Genomic DNA, 22,364 nt, shown 5'->3' on the forward strand with positions numbered 1-22,364 from the left:
ATGAGGGCAACTGCCGTCGCCATCGTCGGCGCAGGTTGGTCGGGCCTCTCCGCCGCAGTGGCCGCCACCCAAGCCGGCCACGATGTCACCATCTTCGAAGCCGCCCGCACCCTCGGCGGCCGCGCCCGCGCCGTCCAGGCCACCCTGGCCGACGGCCAAAACATAACCCTCGACAACGGCCAGCACATCCTCATCGGCGCCTACACCCAGACCTTGCGCTTGATGCGACAGGTCGGCATCGATGTCGACACCGCACTTCTGCGCACGCCGCTGACGATGGTCTTTCCTGACGGCATGGGCTTGCGCTTTCCCAAGCTGCCGGCACCGCTCGACGCGCTGATAGGCATCGTGAGCGCACGCGGCTGGTCGTGGCGCGACAAGCTGTCGCTGCTGCGCGTCGCCGCGGGATGGCAACGCACGAAGTTCGAGTGCGAGGCAGACCGCACGGTCGCCGATTTGTGCGGTGAACTCACGCACCGCGTACGGGCCGAGATGATCGATCCACTGTGCGTCTCGGCGCTGAACACGGCAGCAGACGCGGCCAGCGGCCAGGTGTTCTTGCGCGTGCTGCGTGATGCGATGTTCGGGGTGAGCGGCGGATCGAATCTCTTGCTGCCGCGTGTCGATCTGGGTGCGCTGTTTCCGGAAGCAGCGGCACGCTGGGTGGCAGCGCATGGCGGCCGCATCGCGCCGGGCTGCCGCGTGCAGGCGATCGTCCCCGCAGCGAGTGGCTGGCGGATCGTCGGAGACGGCGACAAAGGCAAGGCCGGCGTCGAGTATGCCAACGGCGAGTTCGATCACGTCGTGCTCGCATGCCCTCCCGGCGAGGCGGCACGGCTGGTCGAATCGAGCGGCGTTGTGCAAGCCAGAAGCTGGTCCGCCAACGCACGCGCCTTGCGATTCGAAGCCATCACGACGGTCTATCTCGAAGGCGGCCATAGGCTGCCCGAGCCGATGCTGGCACTGCGCTCGACGGCCGACGCACCCGCCCAGTTCGTCTTCGATCGCGCACCGACCGGTGGTCCGGACGGCTTATGGGCCATGGTCGTGAGCGCGAGTTCGACCGAGCGCGCGATGCTCGAGTCGCAAGTCGTTGCCCAGGCCCGCGAGCAACTGGGTTGCGCCGATCCCAGAGTCGTGCTGACCGTGGTCGAAAAGCGCGCGACCTTCGCCTGCACGCCCGGCCTCGCGCGCCCTCCGATGTCGATAGCGCCCGGCCTCGACGCTTGCGGCGACTACATCGAAGGCCCTTATCCCGCCACGCTCGAAGGTGCGGTCATGAGCGGACTGGCCGCAGCGGCAAAAAAAATGCCCTCGCCATGACACTGCAGTACCTCGTCTTCGACTTCACGGAAGACACGGAAGGCATCGGCACTTTCGAAGCGATGGCGTCGACCACGCAAGCCGAGGCCGCTCAGGTCGAGGCTGAAATCGCGCAGGTGCTTGCATGGGCTAATGCCCTGTTCCCCCTTGGACGCGGCGAGTTGAGCGCTGGCGCCGACTGGGACTTCGATCTGCAGGAACCCGACGAAGGCGCAGCGCGGCGCACCTTCGTCGTCTCGATCAGCGGCACGGCAAGTTTTTGCGAAGCGGTTCGGGAACAATTTGCACTCGACTGAAGCCGGTCGCTCGGACTGCGCGGCTAGCCTGCTTCCAGCGCCACGCACAGCGCGTGCAAGTTCGGCACGATCAGCTGCGGCCTCGCATCGTGCTCCCAAGGTCGCTCGTCGCGAACCAGCCAGGCCGCCTGCATGCCGGCGTTGAGCGCGCCGACCACGTCCAGCGCGGCGTCGTCGCCCACATGCAGCACGTCGCGCGGCAACAGGCCGATGGAAGCGGCAGCCGCGCGAAAGATCGGCGCATGCGGCTTGCCGCTGCCGAACGCGCGCGCATTGAAGGCGGTGCGAAACCAGCGTCCGACGCCGGTGAGGTGGATGTCTGCATTGCCGTTCGAAATCGCGACCAGCGGGTAGCGCTCGCTCAGCCACTTGAGGGCCGGCAGCGCATCGTCGTAGAGCTCCACGCGCTGACGCTGCGCGAAGAAGGCATCGAAGGCCGGGTCGGCCAGGGCCGGGTCTTCACCGGCGCGCCGTAGCGCGGTGCGAATCGACTCGCGGCGCAGTGCGCTGAGGTCATGCGCCAGGTCCGATCGCTCCTTGGCGGTGGCTTCGCGCAGCTCGCGCAGGATGCCGGGTGTGACCAGCAGCTCCGCAGTCTTCGGCGCCTCCTTGACGAGCCATGCATGGAGCACGCGCTCGGCGCGCTCGATGGCGGGCCACACGGGCCAGAGGGTGTCGTCGAGGTCGAGGGAAATCGCTGAAATGCGCTTTACATCGAGTGGGGCGGGAGCGACCGGGACTGCAGCTTCTGAGGTCATGCGAGAGAATATCGCATGCCTTCCAGCCCTGCGCCGAGCCCGGTCTCCCCTGCTACATCTCCTGCCAACGAGCGCACCGCCGTGCTCTGGTGCAACCTCGGCTCGCCCGACGAGCCCACCGCGCCGGCGGTGCGGCGCTACCTTTCGCAGTTCCTGCATGACTACCGCGTGGTGGAAATTCCGCGTGCCATCTGGTGCCTGATCCTGCACGGGATCATCCTGCGCGTGCGGCCCGCCAAGTCGGCTGCCAAATACGCCAGCATCTGGCTGCCCGAAGGGTCACCGCTCAAGGTGTGGACGAAAAAGCAGGCCGTCATGCTGGCCGGCTGGCTCGGCGAACGCGGCCATCGCGTCACGGTGCGCGACGCGATGCGCTATGCCAATCCGTCGATCGCCTCGCAGCTCGATGCGCTGCAGGCCGAGGGCGTGACCCGCGTACTGGTAATGCAGGCCTACCCGCAGTATTCGGCGACCACGACGGCCAGCGTAATCGATGCGGTGCAGGCGTGGACCAAGCGGCAGCGCCGCATGCCGGAGTTTCGCTTCGTCAACCGTTACCACGACGACGCCGGCTACATCGATGCGCTGGCCCAAGGTGTCGAGCGCTACTGGCAGCTCAATGGCCGGGGCGATGTGCTGCTCATGAGCTTTCACGGCATCCCGGCACGCAACATCGCGCTGGGTGATCCTTACCAGGAGCAGTGCCTCGAAACCGCGCGCCTGCTGGTGGCGCGACTGCAGCTCTCGCCGGCGCAGCATCGCGTGACCTTCCAGTCGCGCTTCGGTCGCGCGAAGTGGCTGGAGCCCTACACCGAGCCGACCCTGCGGGAACTGGGCGCAGCCGGTACCCGTCGCGTCGATGTGATGTGCCCCGGCTTTCCGGCGGACTGCCTCGAGACGCTGGAAGAAATCGCGATGGAAGGCCGTGAGGCTTTCGTGCATGAAGGCGGCGGCGAGTTCCACTTTATTCCGTGCCTTAACGACAGCCCGGCGTGGATCACCGCGCTGGCCGACATCACCGAGCGCAACCTCGCTGGCTGGCCGACCCTGCAGGGTTAGCCGCACAGATTCCCGGAGAACGCGGGACTGCCGCAATGCGGAATCGTTAGGCTCGTGATTTTTCCGGAGCCATTGAAGTCGCTGGCGCCACGCCGCCAGAATCGCTCCACTGCATGTGCCCTGAATCCGCACATTCCACACGAATAAGACCGGCACTGCCTCCCCCATGGCGCAGCGAGTTGTCGATCAAATTGCGCAACGCCGAATTCAACAGCGGTCGGGGAACCAACACGGTGGGTGGCCCGGGCGGGCACTCTGAAGCGACAGAACCGGTCCGTTCCAGCAAGGACGCACATTTGAATACTTGAGTTGACTGATCTGTCCGCGTCTTATCAACCGTGAATCTGCTTCACAAATTTCACAAATTCCGGTGACGTTTCCAGATCGAAGCCGAATCGTTTCGCTTCGGCAAATGTTTGACTGCTATTCCAACCTTCCTGTCCCGCCTTGCTCAGCGACAGGAGCAGCGCTGCGCGCGCGCCGGTGGCGCAGTGCAACAGAAACGGGCCTTCGTGTTCTTTCATTGCATTGTCCAAGACCCCTATCTGGTCCGCCGACAGCGCGGCTTTGTTGACCGGAATGTTGATGTAGGCCATCCCGTGAGTCTTCGTCAAACTCTGGTTGGATGCCACAGTCTCTGATGGCAACCGGAAATCGATCACCGTTCTGATGCCTTGCTGCCTGGCAGCATCGAGATCCTGTTCGGTAGGTTGGGGCCCCATAAAAATTTGGTCGTCGATGCGGGTGAACGAGGTCATGCTTTGGCTCCTTGAAAATGAGATCAGCCCTGGAGGCTTTCGGTCATGTGGTCGCAGTATTGCGCCAGGTTTTCGGGAAGATGGTCCGGACAGACACCGCACTGCCGGTTGCCGGGCACGGCGTAATCGATGAACTTCGGATATGGCAGTTTCAGCTTGGCCATCGTGTCCCGGAACTGCTCCAGGGTTTGCTGCTGGCCGAGGCGAGGGTTGCGTTTCTTTTCCTGCGCAATGGTTGAAACGCGCCGGTCCTGATAGTCGTGGGCCGGATAAACCAGCGTGTCATCCGGCAATGAAAACAGTTTTTCAGTGACGCTTTTGTACAAGGCATCGGCATCACCATTCTGGAAGTCCGTACGGCCGCAGCCTTCGATCAGCAACGCGTCGCCGGTCAACAGCCTGTCGCCAAGCAGGTAAGCAAAGTGCCCGGCCGTGTGACCCGGCGTGTGCAGCGGCTGCAACTCGATGCTTCCCATCGTGAACGGCGTTCCTTCTTCGATGCCGACATCGACGCAGGCCAGCCGATCGAATGCCGGTGCCACGATCCTGCTGCCGACCTTGTTCTTGAGTTCGAGGGCGGCCGTGATGTGGTCGGCATGGATATGCGTCTCCACGGTGAACGCCAGCGTCAGGCCAAGGCGGCCGACTTCTGCCAGATCGCGCTCCATGGTGACGATCACCGGATCGACCAGGATAGCCCTGCCTGTGTTCTGGCAACCCAACAAGTAGCTGTAGGTACTCGACAACGGCTCGAACAGTTGGCGAAAGATCATCGAAGTTCTCCTGGGTCGGGCGGTATGGCAGGCCAGCACTTAAAGCGGGGCGTGCTTTTGCCAGCAAAATTACATTGATTTATATTATATTGATACGCATAATGAAAGCAAGCCTTTGAAATCGATTCCCCTTCATGAAATCCGCAGCCATCGCCTTCGACACTGAAACGCTGCGCCGGGCTGCCGATCAGGCCGTCGGTGCGCTCAAGTTACTGGCCAACGTCGAGCGACTGTTGTTGCTGTGTCAGTTGTCGCAAGGCGAGATGTGCGTGGGCGATCTGGAAACACACCTCGACATCCGCCAGCCGACGCTGTCGCAACAACTGGGCGTGCTGCGCAACGAGGGCGTGGTCGCCACACGCCGCGAGGGCAAGAACATCTACTACAGCGTGACCGATCCGAACCTTCTGCAGATCCTCGAGGTTCTCTATCGCCTGTACTGCCCGAAGGAACAATGATGACGAGTGCCTGGAATATGTTCACGCCCTGGCCGGCTTTGGCGGGCGGGGGTTTGATAGGTATCGCTGCAGCCAGCTACCGCGATCCGCATAGGACCACAAACCAAGGAAAACAGATGAAAAAACCAATCAACTTATTGTCAATCGTCACGACAGTTCTTCTCGCCCTGTCGTTGCAGTGCGGAACGTCTATTGCGTCGGCTCAAACGACAGTCCCGGCCGCCGAAAACACCAAGCCGCCATTGCAGATCGCGGCACAGACCGGGCTGAAGGTCGTCATTCAGATTAACTACGCAGACACTGTTCCCAATGGCATTGCCAAACAGGTGCTGGCAGCGAAAAACTTGTTCGACCATTACGCAGCGCTTGGCATGCAGCCTGGCAAGGACTACGACATTGCCGTGGTCTTCAGGGCTGACGGCGCGCAATTTCTATTGACTGACGATGCCTACGACAGCAAAGTCAAAACACCGCATCCGGCAGGCAATCCGAATCGGGCCCTGCTCGACGAGATGGTCAAACAGGGCGCAAAGCTGTACGAATGTAGCGTCGCCATGCGACTGAAAGGCTACTCGGCTCAAGACTTGTTGCCGTACGCCCGTGTGGTCGTCTCCGGGATGGGCACCTTGGTCGATTTCGAGAAATCCGGGTATCTGCCAATCACGCCGTGACAAGTCTTTTCGTTGCCCGGACTCAGAGAGTCGACGGCCTGACCAGCGTCCCAAGCTCAGTGCCAGTTACAGGCGACCGAGAAAGTCGCGCTTGCCGACCGGCACGCCGTTGTGACGCAGGATGTCGTACGCGGTCGTCACGTGGAAGAAGAAGTTCGGCAGCGCAAAGTGCAGCAGGTACGACTGGCCGGTGAATTCAAGCTCGACCGTGCCCGCCTTCATCGTGACGACGCGTTCCTCGCTGCCCTCGAAGGCTTGGCGCGAGACGGTCTCTAGGTAGTCGCGTGTGTTGGCGACGCGTGCGCGCAGCTCGTCGAAAGTCGTTTCGGTATCGGGAAAGCTCGGTGCCGCGACGCCGCTCAAACGCACCACGGCCAGCTTGCTGGCATCGCTCGCGCTCTGGATCTGGAACGACAGCGGGCGCATATCTTCGGCCAGCTTGGCCTGCACCAGCGTCGCCGGGTCGATGCCAGTGGACTCGGCATGCGCAGCGCCCTTGTCGAGCAGGTGCGACAGCTGCTTGAGGTTGTGCATGAAAACGGTAACGGATGCGTCATACATCGTGAGGGCCATGGGAATCTCCTGGAGTCGCTTTTGCGATATTGGCGCACTGAGTGCGTGGGGATGAGTCGCGACAGCTTGCTCGTGACTCGGGCCGCGATTGTGACCGCGCGCTCAGATTCCTGCTGAGCGCACGAAGGCCTCGATCGGCGCCAGATGCGAATCCACATTCAGCGCCGGCGCATGGCCGCAACCGGGCACTTCGATCACTTGCAATCGCCCGGCGGCGCCCGGGCCACGGCCGCGCATCTCATCGATGACCGCGGGGCGTACCAGATCGGAGTCGACACCACGCAGCAACAGCACGGGTGCCGCGATCGCATCCCAGTGCGGCCAGATGAGGTAGTCGTTTTCATGCGCCGTGAACTGCCGCACCATCGACGGGTCGTAGTGCGGCGTCACTCGGCCGTCGGGCAGGCGGCGCGTCGAAGTCTCGGTCAGACGCAGCCACTGCGCATCGCTGAGCCATCCATAAGGTTTGTAAACCGTGCGAAAAAACGCTTCGAGTTCGGCGACGGTGTCGAAGGCCGGCGGGTTGCCGGCATAGGCGCGAATGCGGTCGATGGCCGACTGCGCAAGCTGTGGGGCGTTGTCGTTCAACGTGAGGCTCGCGATGCGCGACTTCATGCGTGGCACGGTCAGGCCCGACGCGCACACGGTGCCGATGGCGCCGCCCATCGACGTGCCGACCCAGTGGATGCGATCGAGCTTCAGTGCATCGCAAAACGCTTCTGCAAGCCGGGCATAGAACGAGAGCTGGTACTCATCGTCGGGCGCCGGGCTCCACTGGCTCAGGCCACGGCCGATGGTGTCGGGGCACACCACCCGGAATCCCTTGGCGGCAAAGTGTGCAGCGAGCTCATCCATGTCGCGGCCGGTCCGTGCCAAGCCGTGCCATGCGACGACGACCGGTCCGTCTTGCGGACCCCAATCCATCCAGTGGATTTCGCGCCCCAGTATCTTGACGTAGCAGGAAGACGGCGGGGTCATCGCAAGGCCCTCGCGCGCAAACGGCCGACGATGCCGGTCGGAAAGTAATACACCGACAACACGAACAGCACGCCCATCCACAGCAGCCAGCGGTCGGGCGACAGCAGCGCGGACAGCCACGGCAAGCCGCTCGCCGCATCGCTGCCGAGCTTGAGCAAGTCCTGCAGATAGCTCTGTGCCATGACGAACAACGCCGCACCGATCACCGCCCCGTAGATGCTGCCCATGCCGCCGATGACGACGATCAACAGCACGTCGACCATGATCTCGAAACTGAGCGAAGTGTCCGGCCCGTTGTAGCGCAGCCAAATCGCCAGCATCGCGCCCGCGAGCGTCGCGAACAGCGCCGACAGCACGGCAGCCGTGGTGCGATACACGACCACGCGGTAGCCGATAGCCTCGGCCCGAAACTCGTTCTCGCGAATCGCCTGCAGCACTCGACCGAACGGTGAGTTGACGATGCGCAGCAACGCCAGCACCAGCACGACCGCGACCACGAACAGCAGGTAGTAGCAGAGCAAGCGGCCGTCGAGCGAGACACCCAAGAACGGCTCGTCGGCAAATTCGAAGCTCGGCGAGATCAGCGCGGGCAGCTTGAACGTGAGGCCGTCTTCGCCGCCGGTGAAGTCCGACAACTGCGACGCCAGCGTCTGGAAAGCCGATGCCACCGCGAGCGTGATCATCGCGAAAAAGATCGCCCGGACGCGCAGCGAAAACAAGCCGACGGCCAGTGCCAACACCAGCGACACCGCAAGCGAAGCGCCGAGCCCGACCGCTACTGCGCCCCAGTTGGCACCGAGCCGCGTCGCCGCGATCGAGATGCCATACGCCCCGATGCCGAAGAACATCGTGTGCGCGAAGCTCACGATGCCGGTGTAGCCCAGCAGCAGGTCGAAGCTCGCCACCAACACGATGAACACAAGCACCTTGGCCGCCACGCTCAGCGCCTTGACACCGGGGAAGATGAAGGGCGCGAAGGCCAGGCCGAGCAACAGCGCAACCAGCAGCACCGCCAGCACGCGGCTGCGCGGCATGTCATTGGAGAGAAGGCGTTTCAACATTGCCGGCCTCATCGATTCGCTACCGGATAGACGCCCTGCGGCCGCCATAACAACACGCCGACCATCAGCAGGATGTTGGAGAACAGCGCCACCTTCGGCGCCAGAAATCCGCTGTAGTTGGCCATCAGCCCAACCATCAACGCACCGATGAGCGCACCACCGGTCGAGCCCAGCCCGCCGATGATGATCACGATGAAGATGAGCACGTTGACCTGCGCGCCGATCTGCGGAACCACGCTCTGCTGGAACATGCCCCACATCACGCCGCCCAGGCCCGCGAGCGCGCTGCCGACGACGAACACGCCGATGAAGAGGCGCCGGATCCGGTAGCCCAGCGACTCGACCATCTCGCGGTCTTGCACGCCGGCGCGGATCAAGAGACCGATCTTGGTGCGCGACAGCGTCCAGGCCAGCGCGAGGAAAACGACCAGACCGATTGCAACCGCCAGCAGCCGGTATTTTTCGATCGAAGCGCCGAGCCAGAACACCGTGCCCTGCAACGCTGCGGGTGGCAGCAACGGAATCTGCTGCGGCCCCCACATCACCTTGATCAGCTCTTCGCCGATGATCATGCCGCCCATGGTGATGAGGATCTGCTTTAGATGCTGGCCGTACACCGGCCGCACGATGAAGCGCTCGAACACCACGCCCAGCGCACCGGCCGCCAGCATGGCGAGCAGCAACGCCGGCAGCAGCGCGACGAGATTGCGGCCGAGCGAGTCGACACTGGTCCAGTCCTGCATGCCGCCGAGTACGGTGGTCGCGACATAGGCACCGAGCGCGATGAACACGCCGTGACCGAAGTTGAGCACGTCCATCAGCCCGAACACCAGCGTGAGCCCCGACGCGATGATGAAGATGATCATCCCCATCGCAAGGCCGGCGATGGTGAGCGTGAGCCATGTCGATGGAGTGCCGACGAGAGGCAAGGCGACGAGCGCCAACACCGGCACGAGCAACAGCGGCTTCCAGTCGAAATCCAGTTCGAATTTCACAGCGATGGACTTCACAGTGCCAATCCCAGCAGCGACTGCTGCAAAGCAGTGTCTGCAGAGAACTCGGCCATCGATCCCGCGTGCACCACACGGCCGTCGTCCATCACCGCCACGCTGTCGCCCAGGCGCTGAGCGAAGTGGATGTTCTGCTCGACCAGCAGCACCGTCACGCCGCTCGCCTTGAGCTGCGCGAAGGCGTCGATCATGTTGTTGATGATGGCCGGCGCGAGTCCCTTGCTCGGCTCGTCCACGATGAGAAGTTCACGCGGCTCGACGATGGCGCGCGATACCGCGAGCATCTGCTTTTGGCCGCCCGACAGCTTGCCGGCGGGGTGATTCCAGAACTTCTCGACCGCTGGGAACAGCTTGAAGATCCATTCGAGCCGGACCGTGTCGATGTCCGATGCGCGCTTTGCGCTGCGTGCCGCGAGCACCATGTTTTCTTTCACCGTCAGGTCCGAGAAGATGCCCATCGTTTCAGGAACGTAGGCGATGCCAAGCTCGGCGATTTGAGGTGTCGACAGGTGCGTGATGTCTTGACCATCGCCCTGCCCCGCGCCAAAGCGCACGGTACCTTGCGAGGCCTGCCACAGTCCCATGATGGTTCGCAGCGTCGTCGTCTTGCCCGCACCATTGCGGCCGAGCAGCATCGTGAGCTGGCCGCGCGGCACCACGAGGTCGACGCCGTGGAGGATGTGGTACGCGCCGATATGCGTGTGCACGCCCTTCAGTTCGAGCAGATTGGTCATGCGGCTTCCTTCACGGCGGCCGAACCTGCAGCAACACCAAGGTACGCCTCCTGCACGATCGGCGATGCGATCACTTCAGCCGGTTCGCCGTCCGCCACCAGCGTGCCGTTGTGCAGCACGATGATGCGGTCGGCCAGCTCGCGCACCACGTCCATCTTGTGTTCGACCAGCAGGATGGTCTTGCGCTTGTCCTGCTTGAGCTTGCGGATCAGATCCAGGATGACCGGCGCTTCGGCCGCGTTCATGCCGGCAGTGGGTTCGTCGAACATGAAGACCTTGGGTTCGAGTGCCATCAGCAACGCGACTTCGAGCTTGCGCTGATCACCGTGCGGCAGGCTGGACACCACCGCGTATTCCTTGGCCTTGAGCGACACGTCGGCCAAGATCTGGTCGGCGCGATCGGTCAGCGCCTTGTGATCGCTCCAGATGCTCCACAGATTGAAGCCGCGCCGATGCGCGCCTTCGCGTGCAGCCTGCACCGCGATCCGGACGTTTTCGAGCACGCTCAGGTTGGGAAACAGATTGGTCAACTGAAACGCCCTGCCGAGACCGGCACGCGTGCGCTCGGAAGGCGACAGTCCCGACAGCACGCGGCCATCGAGCGAGACCGTGCCGGCGCTCGCTTTGAGCTGCCCGGAGATCAGGTTGAAGTAGGTGGTCTTGCCCGCACCGTTGGGGCCGACGATGGCCGTCAACGTGCCCGGCGCGAAAGCGCACGAGACCGCGTTGACCGCCACGTGACCGCCGAAGCGGATGGTCAGATTTTTCGTTTCGAGCAAGAGCCGACTCAGCGCTTGTTCTTGATGGGGATGTTCATCTCTTCAGGCTTGATTTCGTGCACCAGCTCCGGCACGCCCCATGCGAATGCCGGGTCGATCTTGATCTTGAAGTGGTACATCGACTGCATTGCCTGATGGTCTTCCTTGCGGAAAGTCATCGTGCCCTTGGGCGTATCGAAGCTCATGCCTTCCATGGTGGTGATGAGCTTGTTGGTGCCGGTGTCGCCACCCGTTTTCTTGAGCGCGGTGACGATGGCCGTGGCCGCCGCGAAGCCGCCTGCGGTGAAGAAGTCAGGCGGTGCCTTGTACTTTTTGTAGTGGTTGGCGACCAGCCATTCATTGGTCGCGTTCTTCGGGATCCCGAAGTAGTAGTAGATCGAGCCTTCCATGCCCGGGAACGGCTTGTAGTTGACCAGCGCCGGCAGAATGTTGCCGCCGCCCGCGATCTCGATGCCGGCGCTCTTCAAGCCGAGGTCCGACACCTTGAACGAATTGGCCGCGCCGGCCCACACGATGTAGACCACCTTGCGGCCCGACACGCCCTTGAATTTTTCAAGCACGCGTTGCGCAGCCGCGGTGAAGTCGGTGGTCGCCGGCGGCAGGTATTCCTCGCCCACGATCTTGGCCTTCTTGATGGCTTCCTTGAAGGCTGTCTGGCCATCGCGCCCGAACGCGTTGTCTTGCGCCATCAGCACGATCGACGTGCCTTCCTTGTCTTGCGCGACCGCGTTGCTGATGGCGTCCTGCGAGCTGTTGCGCGCGGTGCGAAAGATGTACTTGTTCCACTTGTCGCCGGTGATCGAATCGGCCACAGCGGGCTCGACCACGAGAATCTTTTTGTACTCCTCCGCGACAGGCAGCATCGCCAGCGCAGCGCCTGACGACGAGGTGCCGACGGCGAGGTCAGCCTTGTCGTCGCTGTACGCCGTGGCGAGCAAAGACTTGGCGACGTCGGGCTTGCCCTGGTCGTCTTTTTCCATCACGACCAGCTTGCGGCCGTTGACCATCATCGTGCCGCCGGTCGCGTATTCAAGGCCCAGGTTGAAGCCGATCGCGGTCTGCTTGCCATAGGCTTCGAGCGGGCCGGTGTTGCTGTAGATGTGGGCAATGCGGATGTCCTTGCCGGACTGCGCGAAGGCCGGCGTCTGACCCAGCATGGCGAGCGTGCCGATGGCGCCAAAGGCGGCCGCGAGCGCGACGGTGTTGCGACGATTCATCTTTTGTCTCCGTGGAATGATGGCTGAATATTGCACAGTTCATGCCAGCGCGGAAACGCTTGTTTACACGGGTCATTCATTTGAAAGCTGACGCTTTCGTTCGTGCAACAGACAGCCAAAACGCCTGCATTTCATGCAGTTGTCCGATCGGCAGTCAGGGTTTTCCAGCGGGCGGCCGCATGGCTCGCCCGGCGTTCGAACGATCAGCGTACGTCGACCATGACCGTCATGCGGTCGTACAGCGTGGCGCGCGAGATGCCGAGCAACCGCGACGCCGCCAGCTTGTTGCCGCCGGTGCTCGCCATCGCCGCCGCGATCGCGCGTTGCTCGAGTTCGGCGATCTGTTCCGACAGCGGCCGCAACAAGCGCGTGCCGTCGACATCGTCTTCAGCCTGCAATGGCACCTCAGGCGCCGCTATCTTTTCAACACCCGTTTCGGCCAGCACGCGCTTGATCTCGGCCGCGTCGATGCGCGTCGAATCGCTGCGCATAGCGACCTGTTCCAGCACATTGCGCAGCTCGCGGATATTGCCGCGCCAGTGCTGCGCGGCCAGCAGCGCCAGCGCATCGGGCAGCAGTTCGGGAGGCGCCTCGCCACTTCGCTGCGCCATGTCGTCGCCCAGTGCTTCGACCAGCGCCGGGATGTCTGCGCGCCTGTCACGCAGCGGCGGCACGCGCAACGGCAAGACGTTGAGGCGGTAGTAAAGGTCTTCGCGAAAGCGCCCCTCTCGCACCAGCGCAGCCAGGTCGCGCGAGGTGGCGGCGATCACCCGCGCATCGAAAGCGATCAGCTTGTTGGAACCCAGCGGTTCGATCTCGCCTTCTTGCAGCGCGCGCAACAGCTTGGCCTGCAGGCCGAGCGGCATATCGCCGATCTCGTCGAGGAACAGCGTGCCGCCGTCGGACAGCTTGAACTTGCCCTCGCGCCCCTTGCGGTCAGCGCCGGTGAACGCGCCGGGCGCAAAGCCGAAGAACTCCGCTTCCAGCAGCGTGTCGGGCACGGCCGCGATGTTGAGGCTGACGAACGGCCCTTGCGCCCGCGCCGACGCCGCGTGGATGGCGTGCGCCAGCAACTCCTTGCCGGTGCCCGTCTCGCCGAGCAGCAGCACCGGGCTCGACGACTGCGCCGCGCGCCGCGCATGCCGCTTGATGTCAACAGCTGCCGGACTGCTGCCGATGAAGCTCGCGAACGTGTGCTTGGCGCGACGCTGGCCATCGGTACCGGCCTGCTTCCACAGCGGATGGTTGCGCTGCGTCGCCAGCTCGCGCCGCGCGTCGTCGAGGTCGCGCTGCAGCAAGGCGAACTTGCTGATGAGCGGCTGCAGCGTCGTCTCCGGCTGGTCGAACAGCACGATGCCGATGGCGCCGATCACATCGCCCAGGACATAACCCGCGTCGCCCTCGCGCTCTTCGTGCAGCGGTATGCGGCTGACGACGAAAGTGCCCGCCTTGTTGGTCAGGAGGTCGATGAGGATGGGCTGCCCGGTTTCCAACACCTGCCGCATCTGCGTGTTGGGGATGACGTCTTCGACCATCTGCCCGAGAAACTGGTCGACCGACGCGAAGCCGAGCGCCGGCAGAAAGCGCTTGTAGCCCTCGTTCACCCAAACGATGCGCCCGCTCCGGTCGACCAGGAACATGCCCTGGCTGATGCTGGAGAAGAGGTGGAACATCGACCGGGCTGCCAGGGCGAGGATGGCGTTGGCGTCGAGGGGCAGCGCGGGTGGCGTGGCTGAAGCGGCAGGGGCTGGAGGGGCGGGCATGGCGGGATCGTAGCGAGACAGTGGCTGCGCTACGCCTGAAGTTCATGCGGGTATCAAAAGCCGAATATCGAATGATTTGACCAAATCGAACGATCCAACTAAATTATCCTGCTCGACGTCACGCTAAGAGCGCCCCATGCAAACCTTTACCGCCAACGAAGCCAAGACTCGATTCGGGGAATTCCTCGATCGCGCGCAGCGTGCGCCTGTGGGTGTGCTCAAGCACGACCGCATGGTGGGCGTGATGGTCAGCGTGCAGGATTTCGAGGCCATGCGAGCGTTTTATGCCGACCGCCTGCTGCGCACAATGGACGAAGCCGCCGTCGCGGCGGAGCGCGCGGGGCTGACGCCAGAAACGCTGGCGAAACTGCTGGCCGCCAAGAGCTAACCGGGGTGCGAACGCCGGGCATCAGCGTTGTGATCGACACCAATGTCTGGATCAGTGGCCTGATCAGTTTGGCGGGCGCCCCTGCTCAAATCACTCGCAAGGTCATCCGCCACTGTCAGCCGGTGTTTTCAGAAGCAACTTTCGACGAACTCAAAGACCGCCTGTGGCGACCGAAGTTCGATCGCTACATTTCGATGGACCAGCGCCGCGCCTTGCTGGCCGATCTGGACGCAGTGGCGCAATGGGTAAAAGTCAAGCCCGAGATCGCCGCAGAGGCCTTATGTCGCGATGTCGACGACGACAAGTTTCTTCACGCAGCACTGGCTGCCCAGCCTGCTTGGCTGGTGACCGGCGACAAAGACCTGCTGGTACTGGCGCAAGACATGGCACCCGCTAATGTCACTATCGTTTCTCCGGCCGATGCGCTGGCATTGCCGGCCTTTGCTGGCGGTTCGTGATTGCATCTTCGAAGGAGCAAAGCCGTGTCTCGGGAACCGACTACAAGCCGTTTTTCCGACACAGCCGGGGCGTCGACCACCCTTTATTGGGTCAAAGTTTCGATTCGAAAACAACATTCAGCAGCCTGCTACGGGCAAGCGCGCCTTTTGCACATAGATAAATCAATCGATTGATCTATATGTTAAAACCCGGCGTTCATGAGCGCCCCCACCCACCAAGCCCTTTCCGCCCGCGTCCAGCGCAGTGACGGCGCCGAAGCCCGCGCGCGCATCCTCTACGCGGCCCTCGCGCTCTTCGCTGCCAAGGGGTTCGCCAAGACCTCGACCCGCGAGATCGCCCTCGCGGCCGGCGCCAACATCGCCGCCATCAGCTACTACTTCGGCGACAAGGCAGGCCTCTATTCGGCCACCTTCACCGAGCCGATGGGTGGCAATGCTGGCGACCTGATCACGCTGATCGACGTGCCCGGCTTACCGATAGAGCAGACATTGCGCATCTTCATGACCGCGTACGTCGAACCACTCAAACACGGCGAGATCGTGCGGCAGTGCATGCGACTGCACCTGCGCGAAATGATCGAACCGACCACGCAGTGGCCGACCGAGTTCGACCGCGACATCAAGGGACCGCATGACGCGTTGGTACGCGTGCTGGGCCGTCATCTGCAGCTCACGCAGCCAGACGACGACGTACACCGGCTCGCGCTGGCGGTGAGCGGCCTCGCGATGCAGCTCTTCGTGATGCAGGACATCATCGATGCGCTCGCACCCTCGCTGCTCGACACGCCGCAACACATCGACACATGGTCCGACAGGCTGGTCACTTTCGCCATCGCGATGGTCGACGCCGAGACGCAGCGACGCACGGATGCGCGTCGTGCCGAATCTCTTGCGCACCCTCCCGCGCAAGCACCCTCCCATTTGAAAAAGCGGACGCCATCCAAGCGCATCGCGCTCAAACCACAGCCTGCCCGATGAGACCGAACACTCGACCCGATACGCCAGGTAGCGCGGCCGCAAGCCTGCCAATGGGTCTGCCCGCTCTGTCCCTGACTCTGCTGCTGACGCTGACAGGCTGCGGCCTCATGCGCCCGCCTGCGCAAGTTGCCGCTCCCACGCCCGCGCAGTGGAATGCGCCCATGCCGCACGGCGGGTCGACCATCGCCCTCGCCGACTGGTGGCGCCAACTCGACGATCCGCTGCTGGTCGAGCTGATCGAAGCCGCCGAGGCCGCCAGCCCCAACCTCGCGAGTGCGGGAGCACGCGTGGCAGAGGCGCGGTCGACGCGCATCGCCGCCGGTGCCGTGTTGCTGCCGAGCCTGGACGGCAGCCTGACCGGCACCCGAAGCAACAGCGCATTCGGCAGCAGCGGTGTCGGCACGACCGGCGCCGCTGGCAGCACGGCGACAACCGGGACGACGGGCGCGGCGACCAGCTCCGCGCCCGGCGCTTCCGGTGCGAGCCCCGCAATCACCACGCTGCAAGCGAGCCTGCAGTCGCGCTGGGAGGTCGACCTGTTCGGCCGCCTGCGTGCCGACCGTGACGCCGCGGTGCAGCGCGACGAAAGCGCGACGGCCAAATGGCACGACGCACGCGTATCGGTCGCGGCTGAAACGGCCAACGCCTATTTCGCGGAGCGCGCTTGCAGGCTGCAGTTGGCGGTCGCCGAGAACGACACCCGCTCGCGCAGCGAAACAGCGCGGCTCACCGACCTGTCGGCGCGCGCAGGCTTCACTGCGCCGGCGGATGCGGCACTGGCCCGCGCCAGCGCGTCCGACAGTTCGGCGCGGCTCACGCAACAACGCGCGACGTGCGCCGTGCAACGCAAGGCGTTGGTAGCGCTCAGCGGCATCGACGAGCGCGCGCTCGAACCGCGTCTGGCCGCAGCGCCGGTGCAACTCGCGCTGCCCGCGATCCAGCCGGTCGCCAGCGTGCCGGCCGAGGCACTGGCGCAGCGGCCCGACGTGTATGCGTCGGAGCTGGCCGTCGCAGCTGCGAGTGCGGATGTCGGTTCGGCCGAGGCCGAGCGTTATCCCAAACTCACGCTGTCGGGCTCGATCGGCCGCGTGCGCTACGCCACGTCGGGTTTCAGCGAAGCCTTGAACACCTGGACCTTGGGCCCTGCCACGCTCACCTTTCCACTGCTGGACGGTGGCGCACGCGTGGCCAATGCCGATGCCGCACGTGCGCGCTACGCCGAGGCGGTCTCGCAATACCGCGCCAACGTGCGGACGGCCGTGCGCGAGGTCGAAGAAGCACTGGTCAACCTCGACGCGACCAGCGCGCGCACCGGCGACGCCGACAGCGCGGTGCAGAACTACCAGGCCTCGTTCAACGCAACGCAGGCGCGCTACGACAGTGGCCTGGCCAGCCTGTTCGAACTCGAAGATTCGCGTCGCACCTTGTTCACTGCGCAGACAGCACGCGTGTCTCTGCAGCGCGAGCGGACCGACGCCTGGGTGTCGCTCTACCGCTCGCTCGGCGGTGGCTGGACGCGCGCCTCGACAACCATTTCAAGCGCCGCATCGACTTCGGCTTCACCCTCCAATGCAACGGCGGCGTCGCCACGAGAAAAACAATGAAACGCTCGACCCTCATCACCCTCGTCGTCGCGGCCCTCGTGCTCGTTGGCGGTGCCGCCTTCATGCTCACGCGTAGCAAGGCCGGCACGGAAGCGAAGAGCAAAACGGCTGCGCCCAAGCCGTCGTTGAGCGTGACGGTCGCGCAGCCTGAATCGAGCGAACTCACGATGACGCTGGCCGCCAACGGCAGTGTCGCCGCATGGCAAGAGGCCAGCGTCGGCTCCGAGTCGAACGGATTGCGGCTTGCCGAAGTGCGAGTGAACGTGGGCGACATCGTCAAGAAGGGCCAGGTGCTGGCGACCTTCTCGCCAGAGACAGTCAATGCCGACGTGGCGCAGTCTCGTGCAGCATTGGCCGAAGCGCGCGCCACCGCCGCCGACGCGGCCGGCAATGCCGCACGCGCCCGCACGCTGGAGCAAACCGGCGCGCTCAGCCAGCAGCAGATCAACCAGTACCGCACCACGGCCGAGACCGCCAGGGCCAAGGTCGAAGCGGCTGAAGCAGCGCTCGCGGTGCAACAGGTTCGCAAGGGCAACACGCAGGTGCTGGCGCCCGACGACGGCGTGATTTCCGCGCGTACGGCAACGGTCGGCGGCGTGGTGTCCGCCGGCGCCGAGCTCTTCAAGATGATCCGGCAAGGGCGGCTCGAGTGGCGCGCCGAAGTTACTTCCGCTGAGCTGGGCCGCATCGCGGTCGGCACGCCGGTCACAGTCGTCAGCGCGAGCGGCGCGCAGGTGCCGGGCAAGGTGCGCGCGGTGGCGCCGACGGTCGATCCGCAAACGCGCAACGCGCTGGTCTACGTCGACATCCCCAACGTGCTGCAGAACACCGGCATCAAGGCGGGGATGTTCGCGCGCGGCGACTTCCTGCTGGGGCAAAGCAGCGCAACGACCGTGCCGCAGGCGTCCATCGTGCCGCGCGACGGGTTCAACTACCTGCTGCTGCTGCAGCCGGACAACCGGGTGTCGCAGCTGAAGATAGAGACCGGTCGCCGCGTCGGTGATCGGGTCGAGATCACGACCAAGCTGCCGCCCGATGCCAAGGTCGTCGTGCAGGGCGCGGGTTTCTTGAACGACGGCGATCTGGTGCGCGTGGTGGATGCGACACCGGTTGCGGCCAAATAAGGAACGACCACCATGAACGTTTCGGCCTGGTCCATCCGCAACCCGATTCCCGCGGTGATGCTGTTCGTGCTGCTCACCTTCGGCGGCCTGCTGTCCTTCAACGCGATGAAGGTGCAGAACTTTCCCGACATCGATCTGCCGACCGTCACCGTGTCGGCAGCGTTGCCGGGCGCATCGCCGTCGCAGCTCGAAACCGACGTCGCGCGCAAGCTGGAAAACTCGATCGCGACGATCACCGGCCTGAAGCACATCACGACCAAGGTGCAGGACGGCGCGGCCACGCTCATCGTCGAGTTCCGCCTTGAAAAGCCCGTGCAGGAAGCCGTCGACGATGTGCGCTCTGCCGTGCAGCGCGTGCGCGCCGACCTGCCCGCCGACGTGCGCGATCCGGTCGTCACCAAGCTCGACCTGGCCGGGCAACCGGTGCTGGCCTTCACGATCGCATCGAGCAAGCTCGACCCCGAAGCATTGAGCTGGTTCGTCGACAACGACGTGACGAAGAAGTTGCTGGCCCTGCCGGGCGTCGGTGCGGTCAATCGCGTGGGCGGCGTGACGCGGCAGGTCAACGTCGACCTCGATCCTGCCAAGCTGCAGGCGCTCGGCGCCAGTGCGGCCGAAATCTCGCGCCAGTTGCGCCAGGTGCAGACAGAAAGCGCCGGTGGCCGTACCGACCTGGGCGGCAGCGAGCAACCGGTGCGCACACTGGCCACGGTGCAGAGCGCGAGCGAGCTGGGCAGCCTGCAGATCGCGCTGTCCGACGGTCGTCGCATCCGGCTCGACCAGGTCGCGCGCGTGATCGACGGCATCGCCGAGCCGCGCGCTGCCGCGCTGCTGGACGGCAAGCCGGTGGTCGGATTCGAGGTGGCGCGCAGCCGCGGCGCCAGCGAAGTGGACGTCGGCGCCGAGGTCCAAAAATCGCTGACCGAGCTGCGCACGCAACACCCCGACATCCAGCTCAACGAAGCCTTCAACTTCGTCGAGCCGGTCAAGGATGAGTACGAAGGCTCGCTGCACCTGCTGTACGAAGGTGCCATCCTGGCCGTGATCGTGGTGTGGCTCTTCTTGCGCGACTGGCGCGCCACTTTCGTGTCCGCCGTCGCCCTGCCGATGTCGGTGATTCCGGCGTTCATCGGCATGCACCTGCTGGGCTTTTCGGTCAACGTGATCTCGCTGCTGGCGCTGTCGCTGGTGATCGGCATCCTGGTCGACGACGCCATCGTCGAGGTCGAGAACATCGTGCGGCATCTGCGCATGGGCAAGAGCCCGTACGACGCTGCAATGGAGGCGGCCGACGAGATCGGGCTTGCCGTGATCGCCACCACCTTCACGCTCATCGCGGTGTTTTTGCCGACCGCTTTCATGAGCGGTGTCGCAGGCAAGTTCTTCAAGCAGTTCGGGTGGACCGCATCGCTCGCCGTCTTCGCATCGTTGGTCGTCGCGCGCGTACTGACGCCCATGATGGCGGCCTACTTGCTCAAGCCGATCGTGACGGCAGAAAAAGAAGCGCGCTGGCTCACGATCTACATGCGCACCGCCGAGTGGTGCATGAAGAACCGCTTCAAGACGATGGCGCTGGCAACGCTCTTCTTCTTCGGCTCGATCGCGATGATTCCGCTGCTCAAGACCGGCTTCATTCCGCCGGACGACAACTCGCAGACGCAGGTGTATATCTCGCTCGCTCCTGGCGCCACGCTGGCAACGACCACTGTGATGGCCGAAGAAACACGGCGCCGCGTGATGGCGATCAAGCATGTGAAGAGTGTCTACACCACCATCGGTGGCGGCAGCGCGGGCGGCGACCCGTTCGCCAGCTTCGGAACACCCGAAACGCGCAAGGCGACGCTGACGATCAAGCTCGACGAACGCGGCGACCGGCCGCGCAAGCAGGTCATCGAGAACCAGATTCGCAACGCGCTCGAAACGCTGCCCGGTGTGCGCAGCACGGTCGGGCTCGGCGGCTCGGGCGAGAAGTACATCCTGGCGTTGAGCGGCGACGATCCGGCCGCGCTGACGACCGCAGCGCGCGCGGTGGAGCGCGACCTCCGTACCATCCCGGGCCTCGGCAACATCACCTCGACGGCGAGCCTGATCCGCCCCGAGATTTCGGTGCGGCCCGATTTCGCCCGCGCCGCCGACCTCGGCGTGACCAGCGCGGCGATGGGCGAGACGCTGCGCGTGGCAACGCTCGGCGACTACGACGTGTCGCTGCCCAAGCTCAACCTGGCGCAGCGTCAGGTGCCGATCGTGGTCAAGCTCGAAGATTCCGCGCGGCAGAACCTCGCTCTGCTCGAACGCCTGTCGGTGCCGAGCGCGCGCGGACCGGTGATGCTCGGCCAGGTCGCCAACCTGACGGTGGAAGGCGGCCCTGCCGTCATCGACCGCTACGACCGCTCACGCAACGTCAACTTCGAGATCGAACTGTCGGGCGTCGGCCTGGGCGATGCGAAAGAAGCGACGATGAAGCTGCCGTCGATTCGCAACTTGCCGCCCGGCGTGCGCGTGACCGAAGTTGGCGACGCCGAGGTCATGACCGAGTTGTTCGCGAGCTTCGGCTTGGCGATGCTGACCGGCGTGCTGTGCATCTACATCGTGCTGGTGCTGCTGTTCAAGGACTTCCTGCATCCGGTGACGATCTTGTGCGCTCTGCCGCTGGCACTCGGTGGCGCCTTCGTCGGCTTGCTCATCGGGCAAAAGGCGTTGTCGATGCCGTCGTTGATCGGCTTGATCATGCTGATGGGCGTGGCGACGAAGAACTCGATCCTGCTGGTGGAGTACGCCATCGTCGCGCGACGTGGTCATGACGGATGCGACGGCCGGCCAGCCGTTGCCGGCATGAGCCGCTGGGACGCGCTGCGCGATGCATGCCACAAGCGGGCGCGGCCGATCATCATGACCACCATCGCGATGGGCGCCGGTATGCTGCCGATCGCAGTCGGCTTCGGTGCGGCCGACTCGAGCTTTCGTTCGCCCATGGCGATCGCGGTGATCGGCGGCCTCATCACCTCGACTGTGCTCAGCTTGCTCGTGGTGCCTGCCGTTTTCACCTACATCGACGACATCGAGCATTGGCTGAAGCGAACCGCGCGCCGCCTGCGCGGGCACCCGCCCGATCCAGCGTAAACGCGCGCACTTTGCCTACTCGCGAACGCAGCGCCTTCGCACTCCGCTGGGGCGGATCATCGTGCACTGTCCAGCTTTTGAAAACTGGAAGCGGGGCCATCCATGAATCGCCAGCAACTGCGCAACGCCCTATGTGGCATCGTCATGTTGGGCTCGCTCGCTGCGTCGGGCGCCTGGGCCCAATCGACCGACGCCGTAGCGCAAGAGCGCTACCAACGAGCTCTCGCGGTGTGCAACGACGGCAGCTTGCCAGCGCCGGAGCGCAACGGCTGTGTGCGCATGGCGGGCCGGCAACTGGACCGCACGAACGGCGGGCCACCGGTCAATATGCCGACCACCACCCCCGACGGCCGGGCTACGGTGGTAGCGCCTGTCGGCTCGACGCCACCGAATGACGACGACACGACCACGTCGCGCGACGGGCGCGCCACCATCGTTGCGCCATCGGACGGCACCGCCACGCCGCGCTAGTTTTCCAATT

The 22,364-nt window shown here is 64.3% G+C and carries 23 protein-coding genes; 12 read left to right on the forward strand and 11 right to left on the reverse strand.

Going from position 1 to position 22,364, the window contains the following annotated elements; genetic code table 11:
- Both hpnE and RCH10_RS12810 read left to right on the forward strand, forming a co-directional pair.
- Positions 1-1,323 (forward strand): hydroxysqualene dehydroxylase HpnE, encoded by a 1,323-nt coding sequence (gene hpnE / locus RCH10_RS12805; protein WP_409052636.1) that lies wholly within the window; start codon positions 1-3, stop codon positions 1,321-1,323.
- Complete coding sequence (locus RCH10_RS12810) at positions 1,320-1,619, forward strand: hypothetical protein (protein ID WP_409052637.1); 300 nt, start codon at positions 1,320-1,322, stop codon at positions 1,617-1,619. Before hpnE ends, RCH10_RS12810 begins: the two co-directional genes overlap by 4 nt.
- 23 nt (positions 1,620-1,642) lie before the next feature.
- Here the strand turns inward: RCH10_RS12810 and RCH10_RS12815 are convergent, their stop codons facing one another.
- Positions 1,643-2,377, reverse strand: coding sequence for an HAD family hydrolase (locus RCH10_RS12815; protein WP_409052638.1), 735 nt, complete (start codon positions 2,375-2,377; stop codon positions 1,643-1,645).
- A gap of 15 nt (positions 2,378-2,392) precedes the next feature.
- Between RCH10_RS12815 and hemH the strand changes: the two genes are divergently transcribed.
- A complete protein-coding gene (gene hemH, locus RCH10_RS12820; RefSeq protein WP_323501947.1) occupies positions 2,393-3,436 on the forward strand; it encodes a ferrochelatase in 1,044 nt (347 codons plus the stop codon).
- A 332-nt stretch (positions 3,437-3,768) separates the two neighbouring features.
- On the opposite strand, the gene RCH10_RS12825 is transcribed toward hemH, so the two are convergent.
- Both RCH10_RS12825 and RCH10_RS12830 read right to left on the reverse strand, forming a co-directional pair.
- Positions 3,769-4,194 carry a beta-lactamase hydrolase domain-containing protein gene (locus RCH10_RS12825; protein WP_409052639.1) on the reverse strand — a complete coding sequence of 142 codons (426 nt, stop codon included), beginning with the start codon at positions 4,192-4,194 and terminating at the stop codon, positions 3,769-3,771.
- 23 nt (positions 4,195-4,217) lie between these two features.
- Positions 4,218-4,967 (reverse strand): MBL fold metallo-hydrolase, encoded by a 750-nt coding sequence (locus tag RCH10_RS12830; protein ID WP_409052640.1) that lies wholly within the window; start codon positions 4,965-4,967, stop codon positions 4,218-4,220.
- A 134-nt stretch (positions 4,968-5,101) separates the two neighbouring features.
- Between RCH10_RS12830 and RCH10_RS12835 the strand changes: the two genes are divergently transcribed.
- Together RCH10_RS12835 and RCH10_RS12840 are read left to right on the forward strand one after the other, a co-directional pair.
- The gene (locus RCH10_RS12835; protein WP_409052641.1) at positions 5,102-5,425 is read left to right on the forward strand and encodes an ArsR/SmtB family transcription factor; all 324 of its coding nucleotides are present in this window, start codon (positions 5,102-5,104) and stop codon (positions 5,423-5,425) included.
- A 116-nt stretch (positions 5,426-5,541) separates the two neighbouring features.
- Positions 5,542-6,096, forward strand: a complete 555-nt coding sequence (locus RCH10_RS12840; RefSeq protein ID WP_409052642.1) for a DsrE family protein — start codon at positions 5,542-5,544, stop codon at positions 6,094-6,096.
- Between the two features lie 66 nt (positions 6,097-6,162).
- Here the strand turns inward: RCH10_RS12840 and RCH10_RS12845 are convergent, their stop codons facing one another.
- The 8 genes from RCH10_RS12845 to RCH10_RS12880 form a co-directional block, all read right to left on the reverse strand.
- Positions 6,163-6,669, reverse strand: coding sequence for a DUF1993 family protein (locus RCH10_RS12845; RefSeq protein WP_409052643.1), 507 nt, complete (start codon positions 6,667-6,669; stop codon positions 6,163-6,165).
- Positions 6,670-6,771: 102 nt separating this feature from the next.
- Positions 6,772-7,647: an alpha/beta fold hydrolase gene (locus RCH10_RS12850; RefSeq protein ID WP_409052644.1), complete on the reverse strand. Its 876-nt coding sequence runs from the start codon at positions 7,645-7,647 to the stop codon at positions 6,772-6,774.
- Positions 7,644-8,708 (reverse strand): branched-chain amino acid ABC transporter permease, encoded by a 1,065-nt coding sequence (locus tag RCH10_RS12855; RefSeq protein ID WP_409052645.1) that lies wholly within the window; start codon positions 8,706-8,708, stop codon positions 7,644-7,646. Before RCH10_RS12855 ends, RCH10_RS12850 begins: the two co-directional genes overlap by 4 nt.
- A gap of 8 nt (positions 8,709-8,716) precedes the next feature.
- The gene (locus RCH10_RS12860) at positions 8,717-9,709 is read right to left on the reverse strand and encodes a branched-chain amino acid ABC transporter permease (RefSeq protein ID WP_409052678.1); all 993 of its coding nucleotides are present in this window, start codon (positions 9,707-9,709) and stop codon (positions 8,717-8,719) included.
- 5 nt (positions 9,710-9,714) lie between these two features.
- Entirely contained in the window at positions 9,715-10,452 is a 738-nt protein-coding gene (locus RCH10_RS12865) for an ABC transporter ATP-binding protein (protein ID WP_409052646.1), read from the reverse strand.
- Positions 10,449-11,231 (reverse strand): ABC transporter ATP-binding protein, encoded by a 783-nt coding sequence (locus tag RCH10_RS12870; RefSeq protein ID WP_409052647.1) that lies wholly within the window; start codon positions 11,229-11,231, stop codon positions 10,449-10,451. Before RCH10_RS12870 ends, RCH10_RS12865 begins: the two co-directional genes overlap by 4 nt.
- A gap of 8 nt (positions 11,232-11,239) precedes the next feature.
- Positions 11,240-12,448, reverse strand: a complete 1,209-nt coding sequence (locus RCH10_RS12875) for a substrate-binding domain-containing protein (protein ID WP_323496952.1) — start codon at positions 12,446-12,448, stop codon at positions 11,240-11,242.
- A 203-nt stretch (positions 12,449-12,651) separates the two neighbouring features.
- Positions 12,652-14,211, reverse strand: a complete 1,560-nt coding sequence (locus RCH10_RS12880) for a sigma-54 interaction domain-containing protein (protein ID WP_409052648.1) — start codon at positions 14,209-14,211, stop codon at positions 12,652-12,654.
- A 136-nt stretch (positions 14,212-14,347) separates the two neighbouring features.
- Between RCH10_RS12880 and RCH10_RS12885 the strand changes: the two genes are divergently transcribed.
- From RCH10_RS12885 to RCH10_RS12915, 7 genes are all read left to right on the forward strand, one after another.
- On the forward strand, positions 14,348-14,599 hold the full coding sequence (locus RCH10_RS12885) for a type II toxin-antitoxin system Phd/YefM family antitoxin (protein WP_323496950.1): 252 nt from the start codon (positions 14,348-14,350) through the stop codon (positions 14,597-14,599).
- 5 nt (positions 14,600-14,604) lie between these two features.
- Entirely contained in the window at positions 14,605-15,057 is a 453-nt protein-coding gene (locus RCH10_RS12890) for a putative toxin-antitoxin system toxin component, PIN family (protein WP_409052649.1), read from the forward strand.
- Positions 15,058-15,255: 198 nt separating this feature from the next.
- Positions 15,256-16,035 carry a CerR family C-terminal domain-containing protein gene (locus tag RCH10_RS12895; RefSeq protein WP_409052650.1) on the forward strand — a complete coding sequence of 260 codons (780 nt, stop codon included), beginning with the start codon at positions 15,256-15,258 and terminating at the stop codon, positions 16,033-16,035.
- A 50-nt stretch (positions 16,036-16,085) separates the two neighbouring features.
- On the forward strand, positions 16,086-17,639 hold the full coding sequence (locus tag RCH10_RS12900; RefSeq protein ID WP_409052651.1) for an efflux transporter outer membrane subunit: 1,554 nt from the start codon (positions 16,086-16,088) through the stop codon (positions 17,637-17,639).
- Complete coding sequence (locus RCH10_RS12905; RefSeq protein WP_409052652.1) at positions 17,636-18,763, forward strand: efflux RND transporter periplasmic adaptor subunit; 1,128 nt, start codon at positions 17,636-17,638, stop codon at positions 18,761-18,763. Before RCH10_RS12900 ends, RCH10_RS12905 begins: the two co-directional genes overlap by 4 nt.
- Before the next feature lie 12 nt (positions 18,764-18,775).
- The gene (locus RCH10_RS12910) at positions 18,776-21,883 is read left to right on the forward strand and encodes an efflux RND transporter permease subunit (RefSeq protein ID WP_409052653.1); all 3,108 of its coding nucleotides are present in this window, start codon (positions 18,776-18,778) and stop codon (positions 21,881-21,883) included.
- Between the two features lie 102 nt (positions 21,884-21,985).
- Positions 21,986-22,354, forward strand: a complete 369-nt coding sequence (locus RCH10_RS12915; protein ID WP_409052654.1) for a hypothetical protein — start codon at positions 21,986-21,988, stop codon at positions 22,352-22,354.
- The last annotated feature ends 10 nt before the right edge of the window (positions 22,355-22,364 follow it).

The sequence above is a fragment of the Variovorax sp. GrIS 2.14 genome (assembly GCF_046115955.1).
Lineage (GTDB): Bacteria > Pseudomonadota > Gammaproteobacteria > Burkholderiales > Burkholderiaceae_C > Variovorax.